Raw genomic sequence first — 19,543 nt, 5'->3', positions numbered from 1 at the left:
GGCGGCCTGGGCCGCGGTGGCCAGCTTCAGGTCAACTGACGCTGACGGGCCGGCGGGATGCCGCCGGCCGCTTGTCGGGCCCCGATTCCTGATTCCTGATTCGTGATGGTCGGTGCGTGCGGTGTGATCCGCGCGTACGGGCGTCGTTCGTCCTGCTCGTTTGAAAGGTGATTCCGATGAAAGCCGTTGCACTGATCGCATTGACCTGCCTCGCGCTGACCGCTTGCGGCGGCGACGACAATTCATCGCCCGCGTCGTCCGGCGGTTCGGGGACGACCAACAACGGCGGCAGCGGCGGCAGCGGCGGGACGGGCGGCGCGGGTTCCGGCGGCAACGGCGGCTCGGGCGGCTCGGGCGGCGGCACGCTGACCTGGCGCTACGAGGCGCAGCCTGTCGCGGCCGATCGGGCCAGTTTCCTGACGCTGGTCAACAACGAAGGCGCGAAGGGCTATCGTTATCTGGGCGACTACTTCTACGCTGCGGGCAATGGCGGCACGCAGTCGATCTTCGTGAATGACGGCACCGCGCAGACCTACACGTATCAGTTGCAGACGGCGCCGGCCGACATGACGTCCTTCGTCAATACGGCCAACGCGCAAGGGGCGAGCGGCTACCGCTACGAAGGGCCGCTCACGTACGGCGATCTCTATCGCAAGGACGGCGGCTCGTCGGCCACCTACACGTACACGACGACCGGGCTGCCGGCCGATGCGAACGCGTTCCTCACACAGGCGAACGGCCAGGGCCAGTCGGGCTACTGGTTCGTCGGCCCGCTGATGGTCGGGGCCGTGCAGGCGAACGTCTACATGAAGAACGACGCGTCGAACGCAACCTATACGTACGACGCGCTGGCGCCGACGTCGACGGTCGGCGACTTCATCGCGCAGGCCAACAGCGAAGGCGCGAAAGGCTACCGCGCGAAGGGCGCGATGGCGTTCGGCACGGCGATCTCGTGGGTCTACGTGAAGGACCAGACGCAGTCGCCGACCTTCACGTACCAGTCGGCCGCGATCCAGTCGACCGGCGCGAACTTCGTGCAGCAGGCGAACACGTTCGGCGCGCAGGGCTCGGCGTATCTGAGCGACATCGCGCTCGGCACCACCGTGCCGCCGGTGATGGCGTCGTTCTATTTCGCGCCGAAGAACTGCACGGGCTTCCTGTGCACGACGCTGAATCCGCTCACGCAGAACTGAGCGGGCGCGCCGCGCGGGGCGTTCATTCGAGAATGATCCGCGCGCACCTCATCGAGTGCCTCAGGTGCGACACGCGATGCGTGGGCGCATCTTTTGCCGCCGGCTTGCCGGCGGTATTTCGTTTCTGCATACGCCGCGCTTTGCCGTTCTCCGCGTGACGCCGCGGCCCGGATCGGTCGAAATGTCGCATCAAAGACTCGGTCAAGTTCAAAACAATTATTCAAATTATTCAGACGAGTACTAAATCGGCCTGACTCGACTGATTTCCCCCGAGTCGTTTGGCATGATCGGGACAACTCCATCCCTTTCATTCCATCGTGACGTCCGTCCGGGCCGAGCATCCGCTCACCGCCGAACCCGACGTGCCGTCGCGCCAGGCCATGCCGTACAGCACGCTTCAGTCCATTCGCCGCTATCAGAGCATTTCGATGTTCGGCGGCGCCATTGTCGTGACGATCCTGATTCTCGTTGCCTGCGGGCTCGGGATCGTGTCGATCGTATACGGCTATCTGGACGGCGAGCGGCGCAATTTCCTGAACGGCGTCGAGGAAACCGTCGACGAGATTCAGGTGAGCGAGACGTCGTTCCGCAACGGCGTCGCGAATACGCAGCTGATCTGGCGAGAGCTCGATGCGGCGCCGGCGTCCGTCGTCGACGCATTCTTCGCCGACGGCGAGAAACTCGCGATCAAGCCGTATCCGTCGCTGGTGGTCGGCGTGCCGGGCCAGACGACGCGGCGCGACGAGGTGGCGCGCTACCTCGCGCTGTCGTTCATGCTGTCGCGTATCTGCGCGGCGAGTTCGCTCAATCGCGGACGCACCTTGGAGGGTTACCACTACAGCACGCGCACGGGGCTGTTCGGTCTGGTGCCGCACCTGTCGGGCGACAACCCGGCGCTGGCCACGGCCGAGGCGCGCGCGCATGTGCTCGACGCGTTGCGCATCGATTTCACACCCACGCCCGAAGTCGGCGCGGACGGTCGCCCGCACGTGCATTGGTTGCCGCCCTACGTCAACCCGGTGACGGGGCAGGCCCGCATCCGGATCGCCGCGCAGGCGCGCGCCGACGGCCAGCCGTTCGCGGTGCTCGTGACGGAGTACGCGCCTGAATATCTGCTGTCGTGGCTGCAGGATCGCCACGCGGCGGGCGTGTTCTTCATCACGACCGCGGACAACCGGCTCATCACGATCGATCCCGGGGTCGAGCGCACGCCGGCGCTCGACGCGCGCCTGCTCGCGCTGGACGTCGCGCACGGGCACGCGGCGCCGGCCGAGGCGATGTTTCGCGACGGCACGATCGTGTTCCGCGGCCCGCTCGCCGCAACCGGCTGGACGATCGCCTATGCGCTGTCGCTGGCCGATGTCGCGGCCGCGATCGGCGTGCAGGCCGGGGCGCTCGTCGCGACGTCGCTGCTGGCGATCGCGGTGATGTGGCTGCTGCTGGTGCGCTTCTACCGGCGCGTGCTCGTGCCCGTCTACTCGCGCTCGGCACGCGTGTTCGACAGCGAGGATCTGTGCCGCAGCGTGATCGGAATGGCGCCCGTCGGCATCGGGCTCGTGTCACGATCCGATCGCCGCGTGATACTGGCGAGCGACGTGCTGGCGCAGATGCTCGTGCCGTACGGCGGCGACCCGCAGGCGCTGGCGGCGCAGGTCCTCGCGCAATACGAGGGGTTCGTCGCGGACGAAGGCGCTGGCCGAACGATGACGACCGAACTCGTGCTCGACGCATCCGGCGCCGCGCCGCTGCATCTCGAGGTCATCGCGCACGGCGCGCGCTATCAGGGCGAGGACGTGATGATCGCGTCCTTCGCCGACACGAGTGCCCAGCGCCGGCTCGTGCATCAGCTCGAGGAAGCCGTGCGCGCGGCCGATTCGGCGAATGCCGCCAAGTCGTCGTTTCTCGCCGCGACGAGCCACGAGATCCGGACCCCGCTCAACGTGATCCTCGGCAACCTCGAATTGCTCGAGCGCACGGCGCTCGATGCATCGCAGCAGAGCCGCGTGCAGACGTTGCGCGCATCGGCGGAGGGCCTCCTCGCGATCGTCAGCGATATCCTCGATTTCTCGAAGATCGAGGCCGGCGCGATGTCGGTCGAGTCGATCGAGTTCGACGTGATCGCGGTGATCGAGCGCGAACTGGCGGCATTTTCCTCCATCGCGAAGGCGAAGGGATTGCCGCTGTTCGCCGACATCGACGCGAGCGGCGCGCAGCGCATGCGCGGCGATCCGACGCGGCTCGCGCAGGTGGTCGGCAACCTGCTGGGCAACGCGATCAAGTTCACCCGCGAAGGCCGCGTCGTCGCCCGTGTGGTGGCGGGGCGAGGCACGGGCGGCGTACCGGAACTCGCGATCGGCATCGAGGACACGGGCATCGGCATCGATCCCGCGCAGCGGGCCCGGCTGTTCAAGCCGTTTTCCCAGGTCGACGCGTCGATCACCCGGCGCTATGGCGGCACGGGGCTCGGCCTCGCGCTGTGCGATCGGCTCGTCGCGGCGATGGGCGGGACGATTTCGGTCGACAGCGCGCCGGGCGTCGGCAGCCGGTTTACCGTTCGGTTGCCGCTGCGCATGGAGATTGCGCCGAAATCCCGGGCCGTGACAGGCGAGCGCCGGACACTGATCGTCGTGTCGCCCGACGACGCGTGGCGCGCGTTCGCCTTTCCGCATCTGCGTGCATGGGGTTTCGATGTCGCGATGCATCCGAGTCCGATCGGGATTGCCGCCGGGTGCCTCGAGCGTGCTCACGCGATCGTACTCTTCGGCGATTCGGAGCAGTGGCGGCGCGACGAGCTCGACAGTCTCGGCGGCGGTACGCCGGTCGTACTCGCGACACCGGACGGCCCGCTGCAGCCGAACGTCGCGGGCCGCACGATCCGCGTGTCGAGCTATTCGTTGAACGGGTTGTGCACGGCGATCGAGCAGGCGCGCGTCGCGACGGCCGAGCAGCGGCGGCCGCCGGCGCGGGAAGGGAGTGACGATCGGCCCGCGGGAACTTCCGGCGCGCGTGTGCCTCGCGTGCTGGTTGCCGACGACGCGTCGGTCAACGGGTCGATTTTCCGCGAGCAGCTCGAGGTGCTCGGTTGCGCGGTCCGGTGCGTGTCGTCCGGCGGCGCCGCGCTCGACACGCTCGCGAGCGGTGCGTGGGACGTGTTGCTGCTCGGCGCCGACCTGCCCGACATGTCGGCATGCGAACTCGCGGAAGCCGTCCATGCGCGCATGTTGCCTGGCGACATGGTCGCGGTCGCATCGCATTTGACGCCCGAGGACGCGCGTCGTTACGCGGCGTCGAACATCGACTGCGTATTGACCAAGCCGGTGACGCTGGCCGACCTGCGTCGCAGCCTGGCCCGTATCGCACGACAGCGCGGAATACGGTTTCCCGCCGTCGCCGCGGACGAACGGCCGACGTCGAGAGCAGCCGTGGCTGCGGCGGCGCACTGGCCAGGACGATAAAAATGAACGATGCGACTGCGGCGTAGATCGCCCGTATCCAGACTGGGAAGGCAGACACGCGGCATCGCCCGGATGCCGCGTGATTTCGATTGAACAAGGAGGGCGAAGGCCGTGCGCTATATGGGGAAGGTGTTCGGGCTGCTGCTTGGATTCGCGACGCTACCGGAGAAATCCAGACGGGATTTTCTCACGAGGCTGAACGAGTTCATGATGATGTCGCCGTCGCAGAAGCGGCGGGCGATCACTGAGTGGCAGCATGCTGCGGACGACAGGATGGATGAACCGGACAAGACCGTGGCCAGGCGTTAGGCAACGGGCCAAGGCGCTTTGCGGGACGGGATGGATCGACGGTGTGGGGGCCGTCGATCGGGTGTGCGTGGGCGTCCGATTGCCGAACGTGCGTGCCGTCGCGGCGCCGTGGTCCAGCCGGCGGCCGGCGCGTCGGCGGTGGCGTCGAAGCTCGACGGGCGCGGACCGGCGGAAGCGCCGCCCGTCCCGATTCTCGGTGGCGACGCCGAACCCGTCTATTATCCTAAAATTACGCTGCGCACCGCCCGGTTCGCTGAACGTCGCAATCCAACCGTTGCGAGATCGATTCGAATCCCGGCGCGTCGCGCAACATGGCACGTCGGGCCGCGTGTATCGGGAGAAGAATAAAGATGGATGAATTTTTTGTGCGAGTGATGGTGGCGGACGATCATCCGTCGTCCGCACTCGGGATGTCGCAGGCACTCGCGGGCAGCAGCACGATCAAGCTGCTCGGCACTGTCTCGAATTCGACCGATCTGGTGGCGATGCTCGACGAGCAGCAGAGCGACGTGCTCGTCGTCGATTACGTGATGCCGGGCGGCAAGTATGGCGACGGCCTCACGTTGTTGTCGTTTCTGCAGCGCCGCTATCCCGCGCTTCATCTCGTCACGATCACGATGATCGACAATCCCAGTGTGCTGCATGCGATCCAGCGGCAGGGCGTGGGGTGCATCCTCAGCAAGTCCGATGCGATTTCGCATCTGGTCGGCGCGGTTCACGCGGCCTATGTCGGCGCGAACTATCTGTCGCCGTTCGTCAAGCAGTTGCTCGAGGGCACCGAGAAATCGACGGGCACGCGTGCGCTGACGGCCCGCGAAATCGAGGTCGTGCGGCTTTACGGGGCCGGCATGACGGTCGGCGAGATCGCCATTCAGCTTCACCGGAGCAAGCAGACGATCAGCTCGCAGAAGTCGAGCGCGATGAAGAAGCTCGGCATTGTCCGCGACGCGGATCTGATCCGCTATGCAAGCGAGGGCCATCTGCCCGACATGCCTGGGACCGATGCGTAGACGGGCAACCGGCGGGCGGTAACCGTGACCCGGGCGGCGCGGGCGGCTGCACCGGCGCCGACGCGACTTCCACGACACCTGGAAAATCCAACAAAAGTATCGCTGCGCAGACCGCCCGTCGACGTGAGCCGCACGGCGGTGGCCTCGGACAAACCCGCTGGGGCGTCGAGCGCCCCTTCGCATGGCTGCGCAACTTCGGGCGCTTGCGTATCCGGTTCGAACGCCTCGCTGCCACACGCGAGGCGTTCATGAAAATCGCCGCATGCATCATCTGCTGGCGGCAACTTCAAAAATCATTCTGCCAGCGTCTCTTATGCCCACCAAACTGAAAGCGCTGATTGCGCACGCTACCGCCCCGGGCCGCAAGCCGTTCGAGCCCGGGCGCGTGCGGCGCCAGCAGCAATGGCTGCTGTACGGAAGCGGTGTGGCGATCACGGTGTTCGTGCTGGTTTGCGCGGCACTTGTCGTGCGACTCGACCTGCAGGAATCGCTTACGCAGTACCGTTCGGAGTTTCTGGTGCGCAAGGCCGACCTGCTCACGGAGATGGAGGTGGTCAGGGCGCTGCAGAACCGCTATGTCGAGAACATCGAGTTGATCGCCAGGAACCGCACGGCCGTGGCGCCCGATACGCTCGGGCGCTTCGCCGACGATCGCGGCAGGCTGGTCGTCGTTGGCGAGGCGGGGCGGGTGGCCTTTGCCGCGTTCGCGGTCGCTTCGTCATCGCAGTCGGCAAAGGCCTACGCTCCGTGGCTGGGCAGGCTGCTCGCGCAGAGCGAGGTCACGGGCACCATGCCGGCACAACAGCCCGGCGATCCGGGAATGGGCGGATATCTGATCGATCCGGAAGGCAATTTCGTCATTGTCGCCGGGTATCCGTTGGTCAAGCAGGTGCTGGCGCTGCCCGCGGGCTTCGACATCAAGGCATTGATCCGGCAGTTGCAGCCGCCGCCCGAGTTCATATCGGCGGCGGCCGAATCGGATTACCGGAAGATCCTGCTGGACCGGCGACAAGACCCGCTCGTCGGGCGTTCGGTGCTGCGGTTCGTGCAGGCAGTACGCGACGCGCAGGGCAAGCCGATCGCCTGGTTTGCCCTTGTCACGCGACCTGCGATCGACGATTTTCTGCGTTCGTCGTCCGTCGGCAAGGATTACGCGCTGGTCGCCCCGGGCGCGCATGTCCTGACGGGGCGCGAAGCGGATCCGGCGCTGACTGCCCGCGCACTCGACTTTGCGCAAGGGGCGCGCGATGAAAGGGCGGCGCTCCATCGCGTCGGCATGAATATCGTCATCGGCGACCAGATGGCGGGGTTCCGCGCGGCGTTGATCGCGACCATCTCGTGGCGCAGCCTGTTCGACGACGTGGCTGCCCGCCTCGGAATCGCGATCGGTCTCGCGGTGCTGGCGATCGGCATGGTGTGGTTCGCGATCGTGATGTTCGACCGACGCGCGCTGCGCCCGATGAACCGTCGTGCAATCCGGCTGATCGAAAGCGAGGCGCTGAACCGCACGCTGATTCGCACGGCGCCGGCCGGGCTCATGCTGCTGTCGCTCGCCAACGGCGACACCATGGTGCGCAACGAGGCCGCGCAGGCATTTGACGACACCCGAACCGAGCCGCCGCTCGGCAAGCGCATCTGGCAGGCCTATCACGACAGTATGGCGGGTGGGCGGACGCCACGTGTCGTCACGCACGAATTGCCGGTCAGTCTCGCCGGCGACGGGACGGCCTTTCTCGCCGCGCACATCGTCCGTACGCGCTATCGCGGCGTCGATGTGTTGCTCTGTACGCTGACCGACATCACCGCGCACAAGCAGATGGAGGGCATGCTGCGCGAGGCCCGGCAGGCGGCGGACGATGCGAACAAGGCGAAGTCGACGTTCCTCGCGACGATGAGCCACGAGATCCGCACGCCGCTGAACGCGATCGTCGGCAATCTGGAGTTGATGGAGCGCGCGCCGTTGCCGGCCGACGAGCGGCGACGCCTGCAGACGGTGATGTCGTCGTCGGATGCGTTGCTGCGCGTGATCAACGACGTGCTCGATCTGTCGAAGGTCGAATCGAACCAGATGGTGCTGGAGGCCGTGCCGTTCGATTTGCGTGCGGTTGTGCGCGACGTCGCGGCGATTTTCCGTCCGCTCGCCGCCGCCCGGCACCTCGCGCTCGAATGCAGGATCGATCCGCGGCTGGCCGACGGTCATGTCGGCGACCCCACTCGCCTGCGTCAGATCGTGTCGAATCTCGTCAGCAACGCAATCAAGTTCACCGAGCGCGGCAGCGTGACGATCGACGCGCGACCGACGGGCGCCGACGGTCGAGCGCATGGCGTCGAGGTGGTGGTACGCGACACCGGTATCGGTATCGCGCCGGAGAGTCTGCCGACGTTGTTCGACGTGTATGTCCAGACCGATGCGTCGATCTACCGGCGCTTCGGCGGCACGGGGCTCGGCCTGCCGTTGTGCCGGCGCCTCGCGCGGCTGATGCATGGCGACCTGGCGGTCGAGACCCGGCCGGGCCAGGGCGCGACGTTCATCGTGTCGCTGCCGTTGCGCGACGCCCCGTCCGGATTGCGCGCCGAGTTCGACGAGACGGATTCCGCCGCGTCGTCGTTGCCGGCATACGCGGCGGGCGAGACGCCGCTGCGCGTGCTCGTTGCGGAGGATCATCCGGCGAGCCGCGCGCTGCTGCGCGATCAGCTCGATGCGCTGCATTGCGACGCCATGCTCGTCGCGAACGGTGTCGAGGCGATGCGCGCGTTCTTCGCGCATCCGTTCGACGTGGTGCTGACCGATCTCGGCATGCCGGAACTCGATGGCTTCGCGCTCGCGAACTTCCTGCGCGAGCAGGGCGCGAAGGTGCCGGTGATCGCGATGACCGCGCATGCGACCGAGGAGGATCGGCGGCGCTGCGCGCAGACCGGCGTCGCGGAGGTCGTGCTCAAGCCGCTGTCGATCGATGCGCTCGGCGCGGTGTTGCGGCGCCACGGAGGGCGCGGCGCTGCGGCGTCGCATCAGGCCGATCGTGCCGCCCGGCCGGTGCCGCCCATGACGGACGAGATACGCGAAAAATTGCGTGCCTCGACGCTGCATTCGCTGGCGACGATCGATGCCGCGCTGCTGCGCGGGGACGTCGCATGCCTTCGCGGCGAACTGCATTCGATGCGAGGCGGTTTCGCGCTGGCCGGCGATGGGGAGTCGAGCGAAGCATGCGCGAAAGGCGAGCGCATGCTGGCTGCGGGCGGTCTCGACGCGCTCAAGCGGGAATGGCCGGAGATACGCGCGGCGATGGAGGCCGCGCTGGCGAGATTGGCCGGCATCTGAACCGAATGGCGCCGCGCCGGGCTGCGCCTCCTGCGCGCGAACTTCGTCCGCGAAACCGATGAAGCCGAGCCCGCCGAGCGGATGCGCGTTCATGGTGCTCGCGGAGATCCTGTCCACGCACGCGTTGCCGCTGTCGCGCGGCGTGACGGCCGGTTTCGCGCGGGTGTTCCGCGCGCAACGGGCCGCGATTGCACCGATCAGACGTCAGTTTGCGTCCTTGACTATCATGCGCCCATGCGGGGCAGATGCCGCATATCGCGATAACCTAACTGTGAGGGCATCATGGCAAGACAGACGATGGCGGAATACCTGGCGAAGACGCTGGCGGCAGCGGGCGTCGAGCGCATCTGGGGCGTGACGGGCGACAGCCTGAACGGCCTGTCGTTCAGCCTGAGCCAGATCGGCTCGATTCGCTGGATGCATACGCGGCACGAGGAAAGCGCGGCGTTCGCGGCCGGCGCGGATGCCGCGTCGACCGGGCGGCTCGCCGTTTGCGCGGGCAGCTGCGGCCCCGGCAACCTGCACCTGATCAACGGCCTGTACGACTGCCACCGCAATCACCAGCCGGTGCTCGCGATCGCCGCGCACATCCCGTCGACCGAGATCGGCCTCGGCTATTTCCAGGAAACCCATCCGCAGGATCTGTTTCGCGAGTGCAGCCACTTCGCCGAACTCGTGACGAACGCGTCGCAGTTTCCGCGCGTGCTGGCGCGGGCGATGCGCACCGCGATCGAGGAACGCGGCGTCGCGGTGATCGTGCTGCCGGGCGACATCGCGCTCGGCGACGGCCCGGACGAGGCGCCTGCCTGGAGCGAATCGGCGCCGCCGTCGATCGTGCCGGCCGATGCCGATCTCGACCGGCTCGCGGCGCTGCTCAACGGGTCCGACGCCGTCACGCTGCTGTGCGGCAGCGGCACGCAGGGCGCGCACGACGAAGTGGTCGCGCTGGCCGACACGCTCGGCGCGCCGGTCGTGCATGCGCTGCGCGGCAAGCAATTCGTCGAATGGGACAACCCGTTCGACGTCGGGATGACGGGGCTGATCGGTTTCAGCTCCGGGTATCACGCGATGGAATCGTGCGACACGCTGCTGATGCTCGGCACGGATTTCCCGTACCGGCCGTTCTATCCGGCGAACGCGAAGGTCGTGCAGATCGACTGGAAAGGCTCGCAGCTCGGCCACCGCGCGCCGCTCGCGCTCGGGCTCGTCGGCACGGTGAAGGAGACGATCGCGGCGTTGCTGCCGCGCTTGACGCGCAAGACGCAGCGGCGCTTCCTCGAGAATGCGCTGAAGCACTATGCGGCCGCGCGCAAGGGGCTCGACGATCTCGCGGTGGCCGAGCCGCCGGGCCGCGCGATTCATCCGCAGTACCTGACGAAAATCATCGACGAAGTCGCGGCCGACGATGCGATCTTCACGGCCGACGTCGGCACGCCGACGCTGTGGGCGGCGCGCTACCTGACGATGAACGGCAAGCGGCAACTGCACGGCTCGTTCAACCACGGGTCGATGGCGAATGCGATGCCGCAGGCGCTCGGCGCGCAGGGCGCGCATCCGGGGCGGCAGGTCGTGTCGCTGTCGGGCGACGGCGGGCTGTCGATGCTGCTCGGCGATCTGCTGAGTGCCCGCCAGCTCAAGCTGCCGATCAAGATCGTCGTGTACAACAACAGCCTGCTCGGCTTCGTGTCGATGGAGTTGAAGGCGGCCGGCTATCTCGACACGAACGTCGACCTGAGCCCGACCGACTTCGCGGCGATCGCGAAAGGCGCCGGCATTTTCAGCGTGCGCGTCGAGCATTCGGAGAACGTCGAGCACGCGTTGCGTACGGCATTCGCGCATGACGGGCCCGCGGTGGTCGACGTCGTCACGTCGAAGTACGAGCTCGCGATGCCGCCGAAGATCGAGCTCGCGCATGCGAAGGGCTTCAGCCTGTTCATGCTGCGCGCGATCCTCAGCGGGCGCGGCGACGAGATCGTCGAACTCGCGAGAACCAACTTGCGGTGACGTGTGCTGCGCGTCGTGCAATCAGCATGGCGCGCGGTGCACAGCGCCGGCAGTGCCGCCTGCTCGCACATGGCATCGAAGACCACCGTCGACGCCGTCGGCGGGTGGGGCGCGGGCGAATGGCACTCCGCATCAATGCCCCCGACCCCATTTCGACCGCCGCCGTGGGGTCGCGGGCCGACGATCTCGCCGCGATCGAGAGACGATGCTGCGGCAGGTCCGGATCGCTGGCGAGCGTTGCGCCGCGCGCTTGCCGCGGCGCGTCGATCGCCGACCGTGGAACGGGCGGGTGGCCAGGCACGAATTGGTCAGGCGAATCAGGGTCAATCTTCACGTCGCCTTAAGTTTGCGTTTCCTAGAATCGATTGATCGTCGCGCGTCCTGCGGCGGACAGATTCGCCGAGGAGGATACGCATGAACCTTGTCCGTGTCGCCGTAACCCTGTTCCGCGCAGTCGTCGGCACGCCGCGGCTCACCGCACAAGCGCTGGAGGCGCGCCTATGACGTGGCCGAACGCGTGGCGTGTCTCGGCACTGTTCGTGCGCGAGTGGGTCGGCCGGCCGGCCTCGGTCGGTGCGTTGTGCCCGAGTTCGCGGCATCTGGCGCGCGAGATGGCCGACGCGGTGCCGGGCGGCGACGGGCTGGTCGTCGAGCTCGGCGGCGGCACTGGCGCGATCACCGCGGCGCTGCTCGAACGCGGCGTCGCGCCGCGGCGCCTCGTCGTGGTCGAACGCTCGCCGGCGTTCGTGCAGCATCTGCGGCGTCGCTTTCCCGGCATCTCGATCGTGTCGGGCGACGCGCGGCAGCTCGAGCGGCTGCTGCCGCCGGGCGCCACGGTCGACGCGATCGTGTCGTGCCTGCCGCTGCGCACGCTGCCGCGTGAGGACGTGGCGGCGATCCTCGGTCAATGTCAACGCGCGCTGTCGGCCGACGGCGTGATGATTCAGTTCACATACGATCTGCGCCCGCCCGGCCGTCATCCGCTCGGCGATCCGGGATTCGTCGCGTGCGACAGCCGGATCGTCTGGGCCAATCTGCCGCCGGCGCGTATCGTCACCGTGCGCTGCGCCGCCGCCGAATACGCCGGCTGAGCTGGCCGCGGCGCGCTGCCGCATCCTAGCAGCGGCCATACCGACTCTTCCAGATTCCATCCATCGTGCCGTCATGTCCGATTCTTGCCGCTGGATGGGTCGACGCGTCGTGAGCAATGCTTGCGATCAGGTCGCCGGTGTCGTGTCGGCGATACCGGCGATACGGTCACGCGCTAGACACGCGCGCTGTCCGTTACCTGCACCCCGGGCCGCGACGCGACCCGCTTGATGAAGCGATCGAGCGGCGTCGCGTAGCCGCGTGCGATGACCGCGCTCACGCCGGCCGACAGCGCCAGATAGGTGACGAGCAGCGCCAGCTTGCCGTTGCCGTGCGTGGCAGACGGCGGCCAGAACGTGCGCAGCGCGCCGAGCACGATCAGGTGCAACAGATACAGCTCATAGCTGAGCCGGCCGCTCCAGCGCAGCGGCGCGAGCGTGCGACCGCGAGCGGCGCCGCATTCCGCATGCGCGCCGATCAGCAGTATGGCCGTGCCGAGCGCCATCGCGGACACGCCGAACACATGGCTTTCGGCGATCGGCCACGCGAGATAGAGCGCGGTCATCAATGCGGCGGCGAGCCATTGCACGGACGCGGCCGCAAGCGACCGCCATCGCGCGCGTGCGGCCAGCAGCGCGGTGCAGCAGCCGATCGCGATGCCGTCGAAGCATGCGAAGTACGCATAGAGGAAGCCGCCTTCGTCACCCTGGTGCGTGTAGCGGTACACGGGACCGATCGCGGCAATCAGCAGCCAGAACGCGAACAACCGCGTGTCGCGGCGCAGCGCGATGCACAGCAGCGGGAACGACAGATAGAACACCTCTTCGACCGACAGCGACCACAGCACGCCGAGCGCGTAGTTGACCCATCCGTACGCGCCGATCAGCACGTTCATCCAGAACGTGAGCGACGCCAGATTCACGAGCCAGTACGACACGGCGATGCCCTGCGGCGCATGGTTCGTGAAGATCGGCACGCCGGCCGCTGCGAGACCGTTGACGAGCGCGAGCAGCAGAAGCAGGCATGGGACGATCCGGGCGACCCGTGACACGTAGAACGCGCGCACGTCGAGCGCGCCGAGGCTGCCCCAGCGGCGGCGCGCGTTCGACGTGATCAGGTAGCCCGAGATCGTGAAGAACATCGTCACGCCGTAGTTACCGTTGCGCACGATCGCATGGATCGTGTCCCAGCCGAGCACGCGCGCGAGCGCGGTGTCGCGCAGCGAATACGCGATGTTGAAGTGATGCAGCAGGACGAGCAGGATCGAGACGCCGCGCAGCAGGTCGATGCGGGCGTTGCGGGGGGCGGTGCTCATTGCGGCCGGGCCGGTTCGGCAAGCGTCGGCAGCGCCGCGAGGAACGTGTCGCGCGAGCGCAGGCCGGCATTCGGCGTCTGCCGCTCGTCGTCCTGGATCAGGTTCGCGAACACCAGCGTGCGCGCGCCCTTCGTCGCCCAGCCGACAAACCAGCCGTATGCGTGCGCGGCGTCGTACTTGATACCCGGCGAGCCGGTGCCGGTCTTGCCGTGCACCGTCCAGCCGCCCGGCTGCGTGTCGATCAGCGTGATGCGTGCGGTCATGTCGTACGCGTGCGCGCTGACGGGCAGCGTCCGTCGCGCGATCCCGCGCATGAACGCGACTTGTTCGAGCGGCGAAATGCGTAGCGACGAATTGACCCACGCGCCCATCACGCCGGGGCGTTCGCCGTCGTTGCTGGTGACGTCGGCGTTGCCGTAGCCGAACGCGCTCGTGTACTGCTGGAAGCGTGCCTGCCCGAGCGCCTGCGCGACCTGCTGCGAATACCAGAAGATCGACAGCTTCATCCAGCGTGCCGGGTCGGTCGGCTCGCGCCACGGCGCACCGCCCCAGTCGGGGTAGCCGGTGTGGAAGTCGAGCGTGGGCGTGTGCTCGTCCTTCAGCACGCCGGCGTCGAAGCCCATCAGGCTGATTGCGACCTTGAACGTCGATGCAGGCGTCACGCGGGTCGTGCAGTCGCCCTGCTGCACGAGCACCGTGCCGGTGTCGGCGTCGGCGACGACGGTGCAAACCGGATGGGCGTGAGACGGCGCGGCGGCCGCGAGGCCGGCGAAGGCGAACAGCGCATGGCGCCAGGGCTTCAAGTGCAACTCCTTGGAAAGCGTGCGGAAGGTGCGCGGGCGGGAAGCGGGAGGGCCGTGCGCAATGGAAGCCGACGGTCGGCATGGGTTAGCGCGATCGAGGCCGTCGGCGTGGCTCACAGTGTATCGGCGGATCGCCGGCTGTCGACCTGTCATGGTTGACGGGGCGCGCATGGCGACGCTCGCCGGGCCCAGCGGCTCGTGTCGATCACACGCATTGTCACGCCGATGAAAGGCTCGCGGCCGTCCTGTGCCTGCGGGCGGACAAAGACACCTCGCGCAGACCGGTGCGGTTATCGCGTGGTGGCAGGGGAGGCGGCGGCCCGGGCTTGCGACGCGTTACAGGTCCGGATCCAACCCGAAGTGCAGGAGCGTTTCGCGGCGGCAACGCGCTTCGGCGTCGGCTATCGAGATGACGCTCAGCGTGCTCTTCGATCGGTCGATCGGCCCCACGTCGAAGACTTTTCGTTGCGGTGGCGCGGGCGAGTGGAGGGCCGGCAGTGTATCGGGCGCGACGGTAGCCGTATTTGACGCCTGCGAGTGTCCGTCATGACGTTCGTGCGTGATGAGCGCGTCGATGAACTGCTTGAACTGCGAGAAGCGAATGGGAAGATGGGTGTTCGGCGCGCGACCGCGTCCGGCCGTGGGCTTCACGATCCGAAAGCCGGCAATTGGACGGTGTTTCCGAGTCATCCGTATATCCCTTTTTCGATCAGGTATCGTTGCAGTGCCAGTACTGACGCGCCATGAGGCGCAACGTTGAATGTCATCACGCGATGCGATCCGGCCGCCCGCCAGAAGTCTCGTCCGGATCGCGTCGCGTAAAGCGCATGCAGAGACCGAAGCGATCCGTCGGCCAAGCCGACCGGATATCCCTGGAAGTACTGGAACAGTGCAGCCTCGTCGCCATGCGTGCCGGGAATGGGCGCATCGAAACCAAACCGCGGCCACGCGTAATATCCGCAGAGCCGAGGCCCGCCGGGTTCGGGTGGTGCTTTGCGGCCGCCTATTGCGAATGCGCTGATCCGCGCGATCTTCAACCTATCACATGCCCTGACGATTCGCCACAGCATCGCCGCGCCGAGCCCGACGACAGCGTTATCGACGAGATCGATGATCCCAAGTTCCAGTATGGACGCTTCGTGGGTTTGAAGCACGGATACGCGGTTCTCGGATCGGATGAGTCCTGGATGCGTCACGGAGAACGTCAGTCGATTCGTGCTATCGAGATACACCTGAACGTCCGACCCGGCAGGCGCACCACACAGCGAAACCAGCAGTTCGTCCGGCACGTCGCCGTCCACGCCGAGGCACGCGGAGATATCCAGATCGTTTCGATCGACCGTGAGCCGATCGTCGAAGTACATCGTCTCGTATGGGAGGACGTGACTGAGATCGACACGCTGAACGGTCATGGCTGCGGGCGACGAGTGGAAAGCGCCCAGCATATCGCCGCGCCCCCGGCGGGCCGAGTCCGCCAAACGGCCGATCGGATGTCGACTCGATTGCCCGTCGTATCCGCCTTGCCCCTGTCGAACGTCGGCAGCGCCACGCGGCAGCTCGGCTCGTAAAACAGCAGGATCCGTCCGTCGCGCGGCATGCCGTTTTTTGCACGACCGCCCCGTTTTTTTGCACGGCTTTTATACGGTCGCTTCTAAGCTGGGGACGTGTCGAACAGCCGGGACGGCTTCCGTCCGCGCCATGACCTTCATTCATCCCTTTCCCGCGCTCGATGTCGCCAGCCGACGGTTACGCGCCGGCGCACCCGACGACGTCGCACCGTTTCCGCCGCCGCGCCCGCGCCTGCAACTGCCCGTCACGCTGACGGCCGACTCCGCCGAGGCCGCGCACGCCCGGCTCGCCGGGTTGCTGCACTCCCCGCTCGGTGTGTATGTCGTCAGCGCGCGCGCCGTGTGCAACGTGATCCACGTGCATGTCGACATCGCACCGGAAGACCTGGATTTCACGCTGCACACGCTGATCGCGCAGCAAGTCGACGCGGTGATCGGGCCGGTCGCGCGCCGCTTGCGCATTCCGCCCGCCGCCCGCTGAGCCGGGAACGCCGATTGCTCGGTTAATCCGCCGCCGATTCGCCGGCCGGCGTGCTGTCCGCCGGCTGGCAACGGCGGCCGTTTGTGCGCTGCGTCGAACGCGGCGCTACCCCTGAACAGGGAGGGCCCATGTACCTTACGGAAGAAGTGCGTATCGCGCGCCCGGCCGCCCGCCGCGCGCACGCCGCGGCGTTGCCGTCGGGCAGGCAGCTTGCCCGGCAATTGATGGTGACGGTTCGCGCGGCGGACGTGCTGCTGCGCCAGGCGATTCGCGTGCCCGATCGCCATCAGTGGTCGGTCGACGCCGAGCGCGTCGATGCGGCCGGCGGGCCGCTCGCCGCGTGGGATTCCCACGTGACGTTCCGCATCGTCAAGTCACTCGCACCGGCGTTCGATGCGGACGGGGATGCGAATGCGGCCGACCCCGATCAAGTCGCGGTCGAGATCCGGTTGTTTCTTCCCGAACAGGCTTATGTGGCCGAGCGGCGCATCGGCATCTTCGGCCGGCGACACGGCCAGCGGTTCAGCGCGACGCTGTCGGTCACGGCCGGCTCGCAGTGGGGCGGCCGGCGCGGCGAGCATGTTCCGCCGGCAGGGCGGCACGTGCACGGCGACACGCTCGAAGCGCTCGTGGACACGGTGGCCGGCATCGTCAACGCGGCGTTGCGCGCGGCCGGACATGGCGCGACGGGCCACGGGTGAGCCCGCGGCGAGCGAGCGCCGGCGGGCTCACGCGTCGCCGGTCTGCCCGGTCTGCCGTTGCAGGTCTTCCATCAATTGTTCCGCGAGGAAGTCGCACGGCGGCCGTTTCGACTTGGTGCTGCGCGCGAGGATCAGCTCGAGCGGCGGCAGGTCGGGCAGCCCGTGCGAGCGGCCGAGCATCGACAGTTGCGCGGGGATCGCGCAGCGGGCGAGCGGCGCGACCGCGAGGCCGGCTTCGACCATGCTGAGCAGCCCGAGCAGGCTCGGGCTTTCATACGACGTGCGGTACGGCACTTTCGCGCGTTCGAGGCTGCGGATGGCGTTCTCGCGCGCGACGCTGCCCGGCATGAACACCGCGATCGGCAGCGGCCGCTCCTCCCACACGCGCGGCCCGTTCGTCATCGCGGCCCACGCCATCGGCTCGTGGCGGATGAAATCGCCCGACAGCCCCTTGATGCGCGTCCCGCACACGAGATCGACGGTGCCCTCCTTGATCAGCGGCGCGAGCGCGCTGCTCGGCAGCCCCATCACCTGAATCTCGACCTTCGGGTAGGTCGCGGAGAATTTCTTCAGCACCGATGGCAGCAGCGACGACGCATAGTCGTCCGGCACGCCGATCACGACCTTGCCGGTCACTTCCGGCCGCACCACGGCCGCCCATGCCTCGTCACGCAGCGCCAGCATGCGTCTGGCGAATCCCAGCAGCACCTCGCCTTCGCGCGTCAGCACGATGCTGCGCGGCTTGCGCACGAACAGCGGCCGGCCGATCGCGTCTTCCAGGCTCTTGATCTGCATGCTCACGGCCGACTGCGAGCGGTTCACGGCCTCGGCCGCGCGGGTCATGTTGCCGGTTTCCGCGACGGCGACGACGGTGGCCAGCACGTCGTGATCGAGCATCTTCATGGGGTATCAGGAAAACTGAACGTAACGATCAGCATTATGCGTTTTTATTGTTGCTGTGTGTCTGCCATAGTGCGATCACGCTGGCGCTTCGCCCGACGAGGCGCGGCACTCGGGCCGGACGATCCGGCGTGCGGGACCGAACAGGGAAGCGTGGTGAATCGATGATGGACCATCCGTTGCGCGCCGCACTGGCCGCGGAATTGCATGCGCGGCCGTTCCTGCGGCTCGCCGAAGCCGTATCGCTCACGCATTACGCGATCTATGCGGACGGCCAGCCCGACATCCACGAAACGCTGCTGCACGCGCTGTGCCGCGACACGGGCATCGACGCGCCGCATGAAGGCGCGACGCACTACGCGGTGCAGTCGCCGTGCGGCTGGCACCTGAAGTGGGAGCGTCACACCGAATTCTCGACCTTCACGTTCGTCGCGCCGCGTCGCGACACCGGTTATTTCGACGATCTCGCGATCACCGGCATTCCGGCTGCGTGGTTCGCGCGGCTGGCCGGCATCCGCTTCGTCGCGGTGCGGATGGAACTGCTGTCGGGCGATGCCGCGCAGCGTGTGTGCGGCGACCTGCGGCGCTGGATCGACGGGCCCGCGCTCGTCGGTAGCCACGTGCTCGGCGGCGGCAAGGTGTTCTGCGACTGGCACGTACGCGACGACGGCTTCATGCGCTTTCTCGTCGTCGACGAGGATTTCCGCGAGGAGCAGGGCGGCCGCCTGCTGCAGCGCCTGTACGAAATCGAAACCTACCGGATGATGGCGCTGCTCGCGTTGCCCGTCGCGCGCCGGATGAGTCGCGAGCTCGACGAGATCCACGCGGCGCTGCACGCGCTGATGCAGCGAATGGCTCGCGACGGCGGCGTTCAAGGCGCTGCACGTGATGAACCTGCCGGTCGATCCCGAACTGGCGGAAGGGCTGCTGATCGCGCCGGTCGTGTTCGCGGTGATCCACATCACGCGACGCACGCGTGCGCAGCTTGCGCGTTCGGAGGCGGCGCATGACGGTGCGCCCGTGCATGCGGCGGCGTTGAAGCGGGCCAGCTAAAACATCAACGACCTATCAAGGCAAAGGAGTGGAGATGACTTTTTCGCAGAAGCAAGCGGCGTTCTATAGCGGTTTCGATGCCGCGTTCGACGAGCCGGCCGCGGATGACGCGGGTATGCCGGAAGAAATGCGCGTGACGTCGTATCAGGCCGTGCTGCAGGAACCGATGACGTCGCTCGTCGGGAATACGCTCGACCGGCCGGAGGTCGCGGCGGTGGCGATTCTCGGGTACAACTGACGCGCGTTTCGTTCGCCGCGATCGTTGTGACCTGACGCGCTATAGTCGTGCGATATCCGCCGCGTGTGCTGCGCAGCCGGCGGCCTATTCACGTACGCGTTCGCT

The 19,543-nt window shown here is 67.4% G+C and carries 15 protein-coding genes and 2 pseudogenes; 12 read left to right on the top strand and 5 right to left on the bottom strand.

Annotation, left to right across the window (positions count from 1 at the left end):
* Nucleotides 1–176: 176 nt before the first annotated feature.
* From C5F75_RS29360 to C5F75_RS29330, 8 genes and pseudogenes are all read left to right on the top strand, one after another.
* Nucleotides 177–1,193, top strand: coding sequence for a hypothetical protein (locus C5F75_RS29360; RefSeq protein ID WP_059579650.1), 1,017 nt, complete (start codon nucleotides 177–179; stop codon nucleotides 1,191–1,193).
* Between the two features lie 380 nt (nucleotides 1,194–1,573).
* A complete protein-coding gene (locus C5F75_RS29355; RefSeq protein WP_059579835.1) occupies nucleotides 1,574–4,648 on the top strand; it encodes an ATP-binding protein in 3,075 nt (1,024 codons plus the stop codon).
* 120 nt (nucleotides 4,649–4,768) lie between these two features.
* Complete coding sequence (locus C5F75_RS37415; protein ID WP_081059181.1) at nucleotides 4,769–4,957, top strand: hypothetical protein; 189 nt, start codon at nucleotides 4,769–4,771, stop codon at nucleotides 4,955–4,957.
* Nucleotides 4,958–5,307: 350 nt separating this feature from the next.
* Entirely contained in the window at nucleotides 5,308–5,967 is a 660-nt protein-coding gene (locus C5F75_RS29345) for a response regulator (RefSeq protein WP_060316165.1), read from the top strand.
* 98 nt (nucleotides 5,968–6,065) lie between these two features.
* A pseudogene (locus C5F75_RS37410) lies at nucleotides 6,066–6,296 on the top strand (transposase); the annotation flags it as partial.
* Complete coding sequence (locus C5F75_RS29340; protein ID WP_104013148.1) at nucleotides 6,281–9,286, top strand: ATP-binding protein; 3,006 nt, start codon at nucleotides 6,281–6,283, stop codon at nucleotides 9,284–9,286. The pseudogene C5F75_RS37410 and the gene C5F75_RS29340, both read left to right, overlap by 16 nt.
* 282 nt (nucleotides 9,287–9,568) lie before the next feature.
* Complete coding sequence (poxB, locus tag C5F75_RS29335) at nucleotides 9,569–11,290, top strand: ubiquinone-dependent pyruvate dehydrogenase (RefSeq protein WP_059579660.1); 1,722 nt, start codon at nucleotides 9,569–9,571, stop codon at nucleotides 11,288–11,290.
* A 500-nt stretch (nucleotides 11,291–11,790) separates the two neighbouring features.
* Nucleotides 11,791–12,381 carry a class I SAM-dependent methyltransferase gene (locus C5F75_RS29330; RefSeq protein WP_059608813.1) on the top strand — a complete coding sequence of 197 codons (591 nt, stop codon included), beginning with the start codon at nucleotides 11,791–11,793 and terminating at the stop codon, nucleotides 12,379–12,381.
* Between the two features lie 173 nt (nucleotides 12,382–12,554).
* On the opposite strand, the gene C5F75_RS29325 is transcribed toward C5F75_RS29330, so the two are convergent.
* The 4 genes from C5F75_RS29325 to C5F75_RS29310 form a co-directional block, all read right to left on the bottom strand.
* Nucleotides 12,555–13,694: an acyltransferase family protein gene (locus C5F75_RS29325; RefSeq protein WP_104013147.1), complete on the bottom strand. Its 1,140-nt coding sequence runs from the start codon at nucleotides 13,692–13,694 to the stop codon at nucleotides 12,555–12,557.
* On the bottom strand, nucleotides 13,691–14,497 hold the full coding sequence (gene blaOXA, locus C5F75_RS29320) for an OXA-1043 family class D beta-lactamase (protein WP_099317018.1): 807 nt from the start codon (nucleotides 14,495–14,497) through the stop codon (nucleotides 13,691–13,693). The genes C5F75_RS29325 and blaOXA overlap by 4 nt, the downstream gene beginning before the upstream one ends.
* Before the next feature lie 336 nt (nucleotides 14,498–14,833).
* On the bottom strand, nucleotides 14,834–15,187 hold the full coding sequence (locus C5F75_RS29315; RefSeq protein WP_089465323.1) for a hypothetical protein: 354 nt from the start codon (nucleotides 15,185–15,187) through the stop codon (nucleotides 14,834–14,836).
* Nucleotides 15,184–15,861: a hypothetical protein gene (locus tag C5F75_RS29310; RefSeq protein ID WP_258048615.1), complete on the bottom strand. Its 678-nt coding sequence runs from the start codon at nucleotides 15,859–15,861 to the stop codon at nucleotides 15,184–15,186. Before C5F75_RS29310 ends, C5F75_RS29315 begins: the two co-directional genes overlap by 4 nt.
* Nucleotides 15,862–16,195: 334 nt before the next feature.
* On the opposite strand from C5F75_RS29310, the gene C5F75_RS29305 reads away from it, so the two are divergent.
* Together C5F75_RS29305 and C5F75_RS29300 are read left to right on the top strand one after the other, a co-directional pair.
* Nucleotides 16,196–16,546, top strand: coding sequence for a hypothetical protein (locus C5F75_RS29305; RefSeq protein ID WP_099317020.1), 351 nt, complete (start codon nucleotides 16,196–16,198; stop codon nucleotides 16,544–16,546).
* Between the two features lie 128 nt (nucleotides 16,547–16,674).
* Nucleotides 16,675–17,247, top strand: coding sequence for a hypothetical protein (locus C5F75_RS29300; protein WP_059579673.1), 573 nt, complete (start codon nucleotides 16,675–16,677; stop codon nucleotides 17,245–17,247).
* Between the two features lie 27 nt (nucleotides 17,248–17,274).
* Here the strand turns inward: C5F75_RS29300 and C5F75_RS29295 are convergent, their stop codons facing one another.
* Nucleotides 17,275–18,150, bottom strand: coding sequence for a LysR family transcriptional regulator (locus C5F75_RS29295; protein ID WP_006485479.1), 876 nt, complete (start codon nucleotides 18,148–18,150; stop codon nucleotides 17,275–17,277).
* A gap of 161 nt (nucleotides 18,151–18,311) precedes the next feature.
* Between C5F75_RS29295 and C5F75_RS29290 the strand changes: the two are divergent.
* Nucleotides 18,312–19,200: pseudogene (locus C5F75_RS29290) on the top strand (DUF3422 family protein).
* 34 nt (nucleotides 19,201–19,234) lie between these two features.
* Nucleotides 19,235–19,438 carry a hypothetical protein gene (locus C5F75_RS29285; protein WP_059579677.1) on the top strand — a complete coding sequence of 68 codons (204 nt, stop codon included), beginning with the start codon at nucleotides 19,235–19,237 and terminating at the stop codon, nucleotides 19,436–19,438.
* Nucleotides 19,439–19,543: the final 105 nt, after the last annotated feature.

The sequence above is a fragment of the Burkholderia anthinoferrum genome (assembly GCF_002925705.1).
Taxonomy (GTDB): domain Bacteria; phylum Pseudomonadota; class Gammaproteobacteria; order Burkholderiales; family Burkholderiaceae; genus Burkholderia; species Burkholderia semiarida.
Note: the sequence above shows the minus strand (reverse complement) of the source record. Positions and strands in the feature narration are given on the sequence as shown.